At 73.1% G+C, this 12895-nt stretch carries 9 protein-coding genes; 2 read left to right on the forward strand and 7 right to left on the reverse strand.

Annotation, left to right across the window (positions count from 1 at the left end):
* Window positions 1-47: 47 nt before the first annotated feature.
* The 3 genes from ACLIRP_RS10440 to ACLIRP_RS10450 form a co-directional block, all read right to left on the reverse strand.
* Window positions 48-479 (reverse strand): DUF4783 domain-containing protein, encoded by a 432-nt coding sequence (locus tag ACLIRP_RS10440; RefSeq protein ID WP_412060390.1) that lies wholly within the window; start codon window positions 477-479, stop codon window positions 48-50.
* A gap of 136 nt (window positions 480-615) precedes the next feature.
* Entirely contained in the window at window positions 616-3096 is a 2481-nt protein-coding gene (locus ACLIRP_RS10445) for an endonuclease MutS2 (RefSeq protein WP_412060391.1), read from the reverse strand.
* Between the two features lie 69 nt (window positions 3097-3165).
* Window positions 3166-4167 (reverse strand): sugar nucleotidyltransferase, encoded by a 1002-nt coding sequence (locus tag ACLIRP_RS10450; RefSeq protein ID WP_412060392.1) that lies wholly within the window; start codon window positions 4165-4167, stop codon window positions 3166-3168.
* Window positions 4168-4583: 416 nt separating this feature from the next.
* Between ACLIRP_RS10450 and ACLIRP_RS10455 the strand changes: the two genes are divergently transcribed.
* Together ACLIRP_RS10455 and ACLIRP_RS10460 are read left to right on the forward strand one after the other, a co-directional pair.
* The gene (locus ACLIRP_RS10455) at window positions 4584-5270 is read left to right on the forward strand and encodes an OmpA family protein (RefSeq protein ID WP_412060393.1); all 687 of its coding nucleotides are present in this window, start codon (window positions 4584-4586) and stop codon (window positions 5268-5270) included.
* Between the two features lie 146 nt (window positions 5271-5416).
* The gene (locus tag ACLIRP_RS10460; RefSeq protein WP_412063705.1) at window positions 5417-6100 is read left to right on the forward strand and encodes a TIGR00730 family Rossman fold protein; all 684 of its coding nucleotides are present in this window, start codon (window positions 5417-5419) and stop codon (window positions 6098-6100) included.
* A 128-nt stretch (window positions 6101-6228) separates the two neighbouring features.
* On the opposite strand, the gene ACLIRP_RS10465 is transcribed toward ACLIRP_RS10460, so the two are convergent.
* The 4 genes from ACLIRP_RS10465 to ACLIRP_RS10480 all read right to left on the reverse strand — a co-directional run bounded on the left by ACLIRP_RS10465 (window position 6229) and on the right by ACLIRP_RS10480 (window position 12874).
* Window positions 6229-7452, reverse strand: a complete 1224-nt coding sequence (locus tag ACLIRP_RS10465; RefSeq protein ID WP_412060394.1) for a Na/Pi symporter — start codon at window positions 7450-7452, stop codon at window positions 6229-6231.
* Between the two features lie 59 nt (window positions 7453-7511).
* Window positions 7512-8168, reverse strand: a complete 657-nt coding sequence (locus tag ACLIRP_RS10470) for a PhoU domain-containing protein (RefSeq protein WP_412060395.1) — start codon at window positions 8166-8168, stop codon at window positions 7512-7514.
* Between the two features lie 11 nt (window positions 8169-8179).
* Window positions 8180-9184, reverse strand: coding sequence for a porin (locus tag ACLIRP_RS10475; protein ID WP_412060396.1), 1005 nt, complete (start codon window positions 9182-9184; stop codon window positions 8180-8182).
* 168 nt (window positions 9185-9352) lie between these two features.
* Entirely contained in the window at window positions 9353-12874 is a 3522-nt protein-coding gene (locus ACLIRP_RS10480) for a hypothetical protein (protein WP_412060397.1), read from the reverse strand.
* Window positions 12875-12895 lie beyond the last annotated feature (21 nt).

The raw sequence follows: 12895 nt of genomic DNA on the forward strand, positions 1-12895 counted from the left end.
ATCGAGCGTGCGAGGCGGCGGGCGCGAGGCCAGCCGGGGCCGCTCCCCTATCGGCCGCTGGTGCGGACAACCGGGCGCTGATCGATGCGGATGGACGCCAGCTCGAGATCGTCGCCGTCGAGCCGGTGGACGACACGGACGTTGAGGGCGTCGCCCCCGGCGCGGGGCCAGTAGCGGCCGGTCGCGGACTGCCCATCGTCGCCGGAGGAGGGCTCCGAGAAGGCGACGCGGACGGGCGGGTAGCGGCGGAAAAAGTCGCGGAGCACGTGCGTCGCCTGGGCGCGGCGGAACATCCCGCCCTGGCCGAACAGCACGATCTCGACGCGGTCGGGGGCGTCCGCCAGCACAGCATCGGGGTCCGCAGCTTCGAGCCCGTCGGCCACGCGGCTGAGCGCGTCGTCCTGGGCGGGAGTGCTCCCGGCGAGCAGGACGACGAGGAGGAGCGCGGCGGTACGAGCGGCCGGCGGAGCGAAGCGCATGGGGAGACTGGGGACCGGACGCGGACGTACAAAAGGTAGGCCGTGGCGTCCGGTTACGGCAACGGACGGGCCCGGGCCGTTCGCGCCCGGCGCTCCGACGCGGCGAGCGGACACGCTGCCCTCTGGAGTGGTCACCTTAGGTGAGGTCGACGATGGTGACGCCGTCGCCGCCCCGGTCGAAGGGCGCCGCCGCGAACCCGGCCAAGTCGTGGCGCTGCCCGAGCTGGCGGTGGATGGCCGCACGGAGCGCGCCGGTCCCCTTGCCGTGCAGGATCTCGACCGACGGGATGCCCCCGACGAGCGCGTCGTCGACGAACCGCTGCACCATGGAGAGCGCGTCCTCGACGCGCTGCCCGCGCAGGTCGATCCGCGTCGAGGCCGTCGACACGGCCGCCGAGCGCGTCTCGCCGCGCCGCGCCTTGCCGGGCGTCCGCGTGAACGTCTTGCCCGGCTTCATCGGCCCGCCCACCTTCGTCAGCCGTTTCGCGTCGACCCGGCTCTGCAGCGCGCCGAGCGCGAGCAGCGCCTCGCCGGACTCCAGCGCCAGCACCTCCCCGACCGGCCCGTCGGCGTCGAGCCGGACGTGGTCGCCAACGGCGATCGGGCCCGCGTCGGCCGCGTCGGCCTGCTGGCGGCGGGCGCGGCCCGACACCTTGCGCTCGACCTTGGCCTTCCGCTTTCGGACGACGGCGCGGGCCTGGTCCAGCTTTTCGCGCGCCTCGACGGTCGCCTCGCGCTCGGCCTTGGCCTCCTTGATCTCGCGGACGGTGTTCTCGACGGCGGCGTTCGCGTCGGCCAGGATCCGGTCGGCCTCCGCGAGCGCCTGGGCCCGGCGGTTCTCGGCATCCGCGCGCAGGCGGTCGAGGCGCTGCTCGTAGTCGGCTTGGATGCGCTGCGCCTCCGCCAGCTTGGCCTCGGCTTCGGCCTGGCGGCGCGCGGCCTCGGTCGTCCGCGCCTCGAACTCGGCGATCAGGTCCTCGAGTGTGCTCTTGCCCTCGCCCACGAGCGAGCGGGCGTCGCGGACGACGGGGCGGTCGAGCCCGACGCGGTCGGCGATCTCGAAGGCGTACGACGAGCCCGGGATGCCCGCGCGGAAGCGGTACGTCGGCGCGAGCTCGGCGCGGTCGAACTCCATCGAGCCGTTCGCGACGCCGTCGGTGTCGTGCGCGAACGCCTTGAGCGCCCCGATGTGGGTCGTCACGACCGTCATCGCGCGGCGCTTGGTGAGCCGGCTCAGCACGGCCTCCGCGAGCGCTCCGCCCTCGGCCGGGTCCGTGCCGGTGCCCGCCTCGTCGATCAGGCACAGCGAGCGGTCGTCGGCGACCTCCAGCATCCGCTGGACGTTCGTCAGGTGGCTCGTGAACGTCGACAGGTCGTCCTGAATCGACTGCTGGTCACCGAGGTCGACGAACAGGCCGGTGACGAGCGGGATGCGCGTGCCGGGGTCGGCGGGGACGGGGAGCCCGTGCGAGGCCATCAGCGACAGCAGCCCGACGGTCTTCATCGCGACCGACTTGCCGCCCGCGTTCGGCCCGGTGATGACGAGCGTCCACGCGTCGTCGCCGAGCGTGAGGTCGAGTGGGACGACCTCTGCAGGGATCCCGCGCGGCCGCTCGGCCTCGGGCAGCTGGGCCGCCTCCGACACCCTCAGTTGCAAGACGGGGTGCCGGGCCTTGATGAGCACGAGCGGGCCGCCCTCCCCCACCTCGGGGGCGAGTGCGTCGAGGTCGGCCGCCAGCCGGCCCACGGCCGCGAGCGCGTCGAGGTGGCCGATGGCCACGAGTGTCCGCTCGATGTCGCGGCGGTGGTGGCGGACGTGGCCGCTCACGAGTTGGAGCACGCGCTGGATCTCCCTCCCGCGCTCCAGCTCCAGCTCGCGGATCTCGTTGTTGAGGTCGAGGACCGACGCGGGCTCGATGTAGACCGTCTGGCCCGTCGACGACACGTCGTGGACGAACCCCTCGACCTTGCGCTTGGCCTCGGCGCGGACCGGGATCACGGCGCGGCCGCCCCGGATCGTCGGCTGGTCCTCGGTCGCGTAGCCCTTCGAGGCGGCCTCGCGCAGCGCCGCCAGGACGGTCGACCGCAGGCGCCCCTGACGGCTCGCGAGCTCGCGCGACAGGCGGAGCAGTTCGGGGCTGGCGTCGTCGCGGACGCGGCCGTCGTCGCCGATCGTCCGGCCGATCCGCTGCTCCAGCTCCTTGAGGACCACGATCCGCATCGCGATCTCGTACAGGCCCGGCGCCGGCTCGCGGCGGCGGTGGAGGTGGTCGTGGAGTTGGCGCCCCGTCTCCAGCACACGCGCGACCGCCAGCAGGGCGTCGCCGTCGACCGCCGACTCCTTGGGCTGCACGCGCTTCAGCACGGTCTCGAGCCGGTCGATCTCGCGCATCGGCGGCGCCTCGCCCGCGCGGACGAGGTCGGCCATCTCGGCGCCCCGCGCCAGCCGGCCCCGCACGAGCGACGCGTCGGCGGAGGGCGCCAGCGTGCGCAGGCGGTCCTGCCCGTACGGCGTCCGCGCCAGCCCCACGAGGCGGTCGCGGACGGTGTCGAAGCCGAGCCGGGCGTCGGCGTCGGGCGGGTGGAGGAGGACGGCGGGCGTCGGGTCGTCGGGCATCGCGGGCTCAACGCGCGAGCGGCGGGCGGGCTTCCGCGTGGCAGGCGAAGTCAGGCCGAAACCGATGGGCTAGGCCTCCGGCCCGACCGTCGCGTGGTCGCCGATGTTGAGCGTCCCCGCGAAGCCGCGGACGTCGGCCGAGTGGCCGACCATCGACCCGTCGAGCGCCGAGCCCTCGATCGTCGCGTCGCCGAACACGATCGTGTTGCGGACGGCCGACTCGGTGATCGTCGCGCCCCCGTGGACGGCCGCGAACGGGCCGACGACGGAGTCCTTGACGACGGCGCCGGGGCCGATAAAGACCGGCTCGATGATGCGGCTGTTCTCGACCGTCCCCTCGGTCCGCGACTCGCCGTCGTGGCCGAGCACGATCTGGGACGTCTCCTTGATGGCCGGGATGGTCCCGCAGTCGAGCCACTCGGTGACCTTCGCCGTCTTGAACGTCGCGCCGTCCTTGAGCATCCGGTCGAGCGCGTCGGTGAGCTGGAACTCGTCGCCCTTGCCCGTCACGTCGTTGTCCATGAGGTACTGGATCTCGCGCCCGAGCCGCTGGCCCTCCTTGACGTAGTAGATCCCGACGATGGCCTCGTTCGAGATCGGCGTGTCGGGCTTCTCGACGAAGTCTGTGATCCGCGCGCCGTCCTTGACGACGACGCCGAACCGCGAGGGGTCCTCGACCTCCATCACCCAGACGACGGCGTCCGCGTCGAGGTCGGGCGCGGCGTCCATCGTAAACAGGGTGTCGGCGAAGACGAGGACGCACTCGCCGTCGAGCTTGTCGCCGGCCTGGGCAATGGCGTGGGCCGTGCCGAGCGCCGTGGCCTGGACGCCGAACGAGGCCTCGATCCCGAACCGGCTGCAGATCTCCGTGAGCTGCTCGCGGACGTCGTCGCCGAAGTCGGGGCCCAGGATGAAGACGGCCTCCTCGAAGTCGCCGATGGCCGTCGCGAACGTCTCGACGATGCGCTCGACCATCGTGCGGCCGACGACGGGCAGGAGCGGCTTGGGGGTGACGTGCGTGTGAGGGCGGAGCCGCGTGCCGCGGCCGGCCATGGGGACGATGAGCTTCATGTCGGGCGTGCTGGAGAGGGGGCGGGAAGCTACGGGGGGCGGGCGTCGGCGATCCCGCTGGGCGGCCTCTTGGACGAGAGAAGAGGAGAAGAGGGCCGGACGAGAAGAGGACGCAGGGGAGGAATAACGAGGCTCGTCGGTGGGGCCAGACCCGGCGTGGTAATCGCGAGCCCTGCTCCTCACTTCCTCCCCTCCTCCCCTCCTCATCTCGTCCCTCCGTGACCTTGCGGCCGCTCACAGCGGCTCTGTCGGGGTGTCCACCCTGGGCGCCGCGCCGTCCACCGCCGAGCCCGCCCCATCGCCCCCTCCGCGCCGTTTTCGGCGGTCTGGAGCACCGGGCACGGAACTTGGAAGCCGGATGGCACCGTATCAGGGTCGGCTCTTCTCCCGACCCCTCCCCCCACCCCACCACCCCCATGTCCCTCTACTCCCTTCGCTACACGCTGGCCGCCGGGCTGATGCTCGTGTTCGGCCTCACCGCCCTCCCCGCCTGCTCCAACATGGGCCGCGGCGCGGCCGTCGGCGCCGGCGCCGGCGCCGTCGTCGGCGGCGTCATCGGCCGGGCTACCGGCTCGACCGCCCGCGGCGCCATCATCGGCGCGGCCGTCGGCGGCACCGCCGGCGCCGTCATCGGCCGCCAGATGGACAAGCAGGCCGAGGAGCTCGACCGCGAGCTCGAGAACGCCACCGTCACGCCCGTCCCGGGCGAGGACGGCGAGACGGCCGGCATCGCCATCCGCTTCGACAACGACTTGCTGTTCGACCTCGGGCAGGCGACCCTGCGCTCCGGCGTCCAGGCCGACTTGCGCGACCTCGCGTCGAGCCTGCGGACGTACTCCGACCACGACGCGGTCATCGTCGGCCACGCCTCCACGGACGGCCCGACGGACTTTAACCAGTCGCTCTCCGAGCGTCGCGCCCGCGCGGTCTCCGACTTCCTGATCGCTCAGGGCGTGCGCGCGTCGAGCCTCGACGCCTACGGCCGCGGTGAGATGGAGCCGCTCGCCGGCATCCCGGGCGAGTCGCCGCTCAACCGTCGCGTCGAGATCGCGATCTACCCGAGCGCGCAGTACCGGCAGGACGTCCAGTCGCAGTACAACTAGGCGGACCTACAGGCCGGCGCCCCTGCGGCGCTAGTTTCGCGGCCCCCGATGCTTCGGCGTCGGGGGCCGCTTTTTTGTGTCCCCGATCCCCTGCCGCCATGCCCGAGACCACCCGCACCGAGACGCCCTTCGAGGCCGACCGCCAGATGTCGCCCCTCGAGATGGCGCGGTGGCAGAACGAGCGCATCAAGGACACGTGGCGCATCTTCCGGGTGATGAGCGAGTTCGTCGAGGGGTTCGAGCGGCTGGGCTCGGTGGGCCCGAGCGTGTCGGTCTTCGGCTCGGCCCGGACGCCCCAGGACCACGAGTACTACGCGCTCGGCATCGCCGTCGGGAAGGAGCTCGCCGACCGGGGGTACGCCGTCATCACCGGCGGCGGGCCGGGCATCATGCAGGCGGCGAACGAGGGGGCCCACCGCGCGGGCGGGGTCTCGGTCGGGCTCAACATCGCGCTCCCCCACGAGCAGCACGTCAACCCCTACGTCGACGCGCCGCACAACCTGACCTTCGAGTTCTTCTTCGTCCGCAAGACGATGTTCGTCAAGTACGCCCAGGGCTACATCGTGCTGCCGGGCGGGTTCGGGACGATGGATGAGCTGTTCGAGAGCCTGACGCTGATCCAGACCAAGAAGACGGCCCGCTTCCCGGTCGTCCTGATGGGGACGGCGTACTGGGCCGGGCTCATCACCTGGATTCAAGAGACGCTGCTGGACGGCGGCTACATCTCGCCCGAGGACCCCGACCTCTTTGTCCTGACGGACGACCCCGTTGAGGCGGTCGACGTGATCGACCGGTTCTGCGCCGAGGCCGGCATCGCGCCGAACTTCTAAGCGATCGGGGCTCGGCGATCGGCCGTCGGGGACAGGTCCGAACGCAGGCCGCCCCGCCGACGGCTCGCGTCAGCGGGGCGGGTGGAGCCGGGGGCCGCCCCGATCCCGGATGGCCGGGGGCCGGTCGCCTAGAGGATGAACTCCAGCGCGAGCGGGAGCAGGTAGAACAGGCCCAGGATGTAGGCGATGGCGTAGAGCCGGTTCTTGAACGCCAGCTCGCCGACGAACTCGGCCATCCGGATCGGGATCTCGCGGATGAACGGGATCGGGTAGACGATCAGGATGCCGAACACATTGAACAGCGTGTGGCACAGCGCGATCGTGAGGCCCGCGAGCGCGGCCTCCTCGCCGCCCGAGATGGCCACGGCCGCCGCGAACAGGCCCGTCGCCGTCGTGCCGACGTTGGAGCCCAGCATGTACGGGAAGACCTTGCGCACGCTCAGCACGCCGGCGCCGACGAGCGGGATCACCAGGCTCGTCGTGACGGACGACGACTGGACCAGGAACGTGAGCACCATCCCGAAGAGCATCGCCATCATCGGGTTGCCGAAGACGTACTTGTCGAGCGCGCCCTCCGACCGCCCGAGCACGAGCGACTTCAGCACGACCACGAGGTAGCGGAGCGCCGTGAACAGCAGGACGATGCCGACGAGCGCCGTCACCCAGGCGTTCTCCGCCAGGACCGTCTCGCCGATCCACTTGGCGAACTGGTCGAAGGGCGTCTTGCCCATCCCGCCGGAGTCGACGCCCGGGATGGCGTTCGCGAGGGCGATCGCCGGCTTCGAGATGACGCCGAAGAACAGCTCGAGGGGCAGCAGGATGGCGACGGCGATCCAGTTAAAAAAATCGTGGACGGTCGCCCCGGCCATGGCGCGGCGGAACTCGTCGGGCCGTGTGATGTGGCCCATCGAGACGATCGTGTTGGTCACCGTCGTGCCGATGTTGGCGCCCATGATGACCGGGATCGCGTTCGCCACCCCGAGCGTGCCGGTCGCCACGAGGCCGACGACGATCGAGGTCGTGGTCGAGGAGGACTGGACCAGGCTGGTGGCCAGGATGCCCAAGATGAGGCCGAGAAGCGGGCTGGCGGTGGCGTCGGCGAGCAGGCCTTCCAGGTCGAAGGAGCCCTTGCCGAGCCCCTTGATGCCGTCGCCCATGAGCTCGAGCGCGAGCACGAACAGGCTCATGATGGCGACCAGCAGGACCAGCCGGACCCACAGGGGCTGCTTGGCGGGCGTGGCCGGGTCGCCGTCGAGGTCGTCGCGGTCGATGGGTGGGAGGCCGGTCAGCGCGTCGAGGTGCTCGTCGCGGTCGGGCCGGGCGCCCGGGCGGGCGTCGTCAGATGTGGGCATGGGGAGTGGGTGAGTCGGTGAGTCGGGAGTCCGAGGGCTTCAGGGCCCGGGGCACCGGCTCAGCCCCAGGAGGGCGAGTTGCGGACCTGGTCGAACGGCAGGGCGACGGCCGAGACGATGTTGGACAAGTGCGACGAGGTCCGCCCGATCATCCGGGCGCCGACCGCCAGGACGACGGCCTCGTTCGAGGTCACGTCGTCGGCGCTCGCGATCTCCTGGAGGAAGGCAGCGACGTCCTTTTTGGTCTGGTCGTGCTCCTCCATGATGGCGCGGCCGACGCCGGCGTCGCCGACGACGAACGAGCGGCGGACGCGGGGGAACGTGGCCTGGACGCGGTCGCGGATCGGCCGGAGCGCGTCGACGTGGCGCCCCATGCGGGGGGCCGCGGCGAGGTCGGAGATCTTGGCGATGTTCTTGGCGAGGTCGCCGCAGCGCTCGGCGTCCTGCACGATCGAGACGAGCAGCAGGCTGAACGAGGTCTCGACCTTGGGGTCGGAGACCATGTGCTCGAGGACGGCCCGGCGAACGGAGGTCTCGCCCGCGTTGATCGTCTCGTCCATGGCCGAGAGGTCGACGTGGAGGGACTCGTTGTCGAGCAGGCAGTTGGTGGCCGCGGCGAACATGGTGTCGGCCGTGTCGAGCATGGCCCCGAGGTCTTCGAGGGCGCGGTCGACGAGGGGCGGGCGCGAGCCCGTGAGGAAGCTGAAGAAGTTCATCGGTGCGGGGGTTAGAAGCGGATGTCGACGGTGACGCGGCCCAACACCTCGGCGTCGCCGCCCTCGGGGCGCTCGACGATGACGTTGGGCATGAGCTGGACGGACGGCGCGAGCCGCTGGGCGAGCGCCACCAGAACGTAGTGCTCGCCGACCCCCGACCGCGCGACGGCGGCCTCGGCAAAGTCGTAGCGGGCGACGAGCCGGGTGCGGGGCGCGAGCGCGACGGCCCCGAACACGCTGACCCCGACGCCGGTCTCGGTGTCGAGCCCGGCCGCCTCGGGGTCCTCGACCACGTAGGCCACCTCGACGCCGCCCCGGGCGCGCTCGGTGACGGCGCCGACAAACGCCGAGGCGCGCGTGCTGGCCTGCCGCGTCCCGTCGTCGGGGTCGGACTCGGTGTAGTCGGCGCCGAGCGTGGCGCGGAGCGGGGAGCCGTCGGGGAGGTACGCGAGCTGGCCGTAGACCCGCTTCCCGTTGGCCCCGGCGTCTTCGCGCTGGACGCCGTTCCCGTTCGCGACCATCGCCGAGTAGCGCAGCCCGGACCCGCCCAGCGGGCCGTCGGCGCGCAGGCCGAAGTCGCGGGACTCGCGCAGGCGCGTCCGGTCGGTCAGGGTTTGGGCCAGGCTCCGGTAGCCCCAGACCGTCTCGGCGACCTCGAAGACGGGCGGCGGCTGGACGCCCAGCGTGGCGCGGTGGCCGTCCGGGGCATACCGCCAGCGGACCCAGGCGTCCTTCACGAACGGCGACGGGCGGCCCTGCGCGGTCGTCGAGCGCGTCGTGGCTTCCAACCGGACGCGGGCGTCGAAGGCGTCGTCGAGGGCCACGTCGGCGGTGAGGTAGATGCGGCGGTAGTCGAACGAGTTGTCGCCGACGGCGGCGGCGTCGGCCGAGGCCAGCAGGTAGCGGTAGTCGACGTAGGCCAGGCCGCTCCAGTCGACGGTGGGCTGGGCAGAGGCGGAGGTCGCCGAGAGGGCCAGTGCCGTCACGCACAGGACCCAGGCTCGTTGCAGAGTCACGGGAGAAGAGGGGTAGTGGTCCGCCCGCGGCGCGGGGTGGGAATCGGACATCCGCCGGCGAAGATGGCCGGTGCCTGTTACGACAGTGTTACCGGTCGGTGGAGCGCTTGCTGAGACCGCCGCGCCGTGCCGGCGGGCGGGCGTCTCCGCCTGTCGTCCTGAGCGGGCCTACAGGGCGGCCGAGAGTTGGACTCGGACCGTCTGGATGACGCGGCTCCCGGCCGGCGCCCGGCCGTCGTAGACGAGCGAGCCGCGCACGCGCTCGGTGAGGCCGATTTGCGCGTCGACGCCCCAGATGGCCGAGAGGCCGGGGCCGCGGCCGTCGGTGAGCTCGAACAGCGACAGCCCGCCGCCCTCGGCCCCGCGCAGCGACACGCTCGACCCCTCGACGCGCGCGGCGGCCGTAAACCGGCCCGACCGCGTCCACCGGGCTTCCAAGGGGACGCGGGCGACGAACGCGCCCGTCGGGCGGCCCGGCCCCGCGAGCGCGTCCGTCCGGGTCGACAGCGTGGGCGCGACGGACACCTCGACGCGCGGCGACGGCGCCCACCGAACCGAGCCCTCGGCGCCAACGCTCCCGATGTCGAACGTTCGGCTGGCGAACGCCTCGCTCAGCGTGCGGCGGCGGCTGGCGACGGCCGCGAGCCGAGCGTCGAGCGTCGGCGCGAGGGGGGCGAACGCCTCGGCGCGGGCGGTCTGAACGAGGCGGCGCTCCAGCCCGGCTGCGAGGCGGGCCGTCGACTGAGCGTGGGAGAGGGCGAGCCGCCCACCCCGGTCGGCGAGGTCCGGAAACAAAATCACGTCCTGATCGACGCGGAACCGGCCGTCGACCGTCCCCGCGTCGAGGTCGGGCTGCTGCAGGACGGCGGGGTCGAGCAGGAGGACGCGGAGCACGTCGCGCTCGCGCGTCGTCTCGCGCACGTCGACGACGGTCCGCAAGGCCACGGCGCGGAAGACGCTCGCGAGCGGGCCGTCGCCCGTCGTGAGGCGGCCGGGGCGGGCGTCCATGCGGAGTCCCAGGCCCACGCCGACGGTCGGGACGAGGTCGGTGCCGGGGACGAACGTGCGGAGGTAGGTGCCTTCGAGCGGCGTGGTCTCGGGGAAGAACTCGTCGAGCTGGGCGACGCCATCCGGCTCTCCCGCACGGGGCTCCCCCTCGCCGTCTCGCCAGACGTACTCGCCCAGGTCCTGCCCGACGCGCACGAACGTCTCCTGCAGGATCGGCGCACGCTCCGTCAGCGCGTCGTAGACGACCCGGCCATCGAGGGCGCCTCTGGCGACGGAGCCGCGCGAGGCGAGTCGCAAGGCGACCGACTCGGCGTCCGAGCGCCCCTGCTCACGGAAGGCGTCGGTGTAGCGCTTGCGGCGGTAGCCGAGGCGCCCCTCGGTCTGGAACGTGCCACCGACGGCCCGGCCCGAGGCCTCGACCGTCAGCGCCGTTGCGGCGTCCGCGAAGCTCTCCCCGCCGTCGAGGGCGAGGGGCTCCGACTCGCGACGCAGCTCGACGAAGGCCTGCGCGTCCGACCCGCCGGAGGCGACCCCCAAGCCCGGCCGGATGGCCAGAAAGGAATACGACGCCGAGAGCAGCGAGTCCTGAGGGAAGACGCCGGACTGGCTCCGGCGCTCGTGCTCGAATCCCAGGCTGGGGCGGAAGGCCCCGAGCGTGACCGCGCCGACGGTCTGGGCACGGCGAAACGCACCCGTCCCGATCTGGCTCGCGATGGGCCCGTCGCCCGAGGTCGCCGTCGCCGCCCCTTCGAGCACCAGCGACCGCCGCTCGTCGCCGATCGTCGCCGCAAGGGCGGCGCGCGACGAGGTCAGGTCCGCGAGCACCAGCCGGCCCGCTTGCGCCTCGGCGGTCACGCCCTCGCGAGCCCACGCCAGCACGCCCTCCGTCGTCGACTCGCCGAGCGTGTCGAGGGCGCTGCCGAAGGGCGTCCCGCCGCGCGCGAGGTTCCAGCGGCGGTTGAAGTCGACGCCGCGAACGCGGTCGAGCGGACGGAAGTCGTCGGCGCGCTGGCGCAGGGCGAGCTGGCCGGTGAGCGCGCCGCCCCCGAGGGGGACGGCCGCGAGACGGAGCCCGGTCTCGAAGGCGCCCGCGCCGTCGTCGCCGTCGCCCACGTCGGACAGCGTGTTGCCGTCGTCGACGGACCGCGCGAGCTCGCCGAAGGCCTGCACGCCGGGGACAAGCGTGACCGCACCGCGCGCGTCGACGAGCGTGCGGCTGGCGGGGCGCGGCAGGATCCGGAAGGGCACGAAGTCGCCCCGGCCGGGCCCGACGTACTCGTACAGGATGCCGTTGAGCGCGGCGCCGCCCCGGCGGTAGTCGCCCTGCCCGGCCCCGACACGGGTGAATCGGACGCGGAAGACCTCGGCGTCGCCGGGGCGGGCGGGGACGAAGATGGTGACGGGCTGCCCGACCTCGGTCGTGTCGCGCCGGGTGTAGAGCACGAACGGGCTCTCGGCGTCGAACGGGACGGGCTGCTCGCCGGGGACGAGCACGGGCGCGTCGCCCGCGGCGCGGATCAGGTCGAGCTCGGCGTCGCCCAGGCCCAGGTCCGTCGCGCTGCCGATCGCGTCGGCCTCGCGGTAGACCCGGACGCCGACCGAGCCGCGCGCCTGGTCTCCCCTCCCCAACTCTAGGTCCACGCCCGAGGCCACAAGCGTTTGGGTAAACCCGCCCGAGGAGTACTCGAAGTCGACGGTGATCCGGCGCTCGGCGGTGATCAGGTGGGCCGGAGTAAAGGTGACCTCGCCCGTCCCGTAGTCGATGGTGTAGTCGGCGCTGGCGCCCCTCGCCAGCAGGCGGCCGTCCAAAAACACGCGTTCGCTGCCGGGCACGACGATCACGAATGCCTCCCCGGCCTCGCCCTCCAGCCGGTACGGGCCCTGCACGCCCTCGGCGGGCGCGAGGTCCTGGCTCCGGAACCGGCCGCGCGTGGCGCTCGCGGAGCCGAGCACGCGCCCCCCACGCACGACCCCGGCCGCCGGGATCCGGGTCTCGACGACGGCCCCCTGCACCTGGCGCGAGAGCGGCGCGAAGGCGGTCCCGGGGAGCGCGAGGTCGACATCCCCCAGGCGCGCGCGGACGCCCGGCCCGTCGACCTCGACGTAGACGCGGTCGAGGTCGGACAGCTGGCGCGTCGTCCCCTCGGGCAGGATTGGCGTGTCCTCGTCGGTGAGCGCGGCGCGGAGCGCGACGCCGGGCGCGACCTCGCCCTCGAGCGACAGGCGGAGCGCGGAGGTGACCGACACGTCGCGGTTCGACCCTGCCACGACGCCCCGCGTGATGGAGCCGGACGTGCGGATGGCGGGCGGCGGGCGCGTGCTCGGCGGCGCGCGGCGGCGCCCGGTCGTGTCGGGCGCGTACAGCGCGCGCAGCGAGTCGACCGACGGGATCTGGGCGCGGACCGGCCCAACGACGGGCGCGGCGCGGTACGCGATGGCCACGTAGCGGACGGTGTCGGACGGCGCCAGTTCCAGCCGCCCCGTTCCGTCGAGCGTGTAGTCGGCCGGCGCGAGCGGGACGAACACGGAGTCGCGGAAGAGCGCGACCGTCTCGGTCCCGACGATCGGCCGGGCGCTCAAGAGCGCGGCCCGCTGGCCGGGCCCGAGCGCGAGCGTGTCGCGGCGGACCTGGGCGGCGGGCGCGGCGGCGCCGACGAGCAGGAGGACGAGCAGGACCCTCATCGGGGGGGAAGCCGGGGTGGC

Source organism: Rubrivirga halophila (assembly GCF_046845755.1).
GTDB lineage: Bacteria > Bacteroidota > Rhodothermia > Rhodothermales > Rubricoccaceae > Rubrivirga.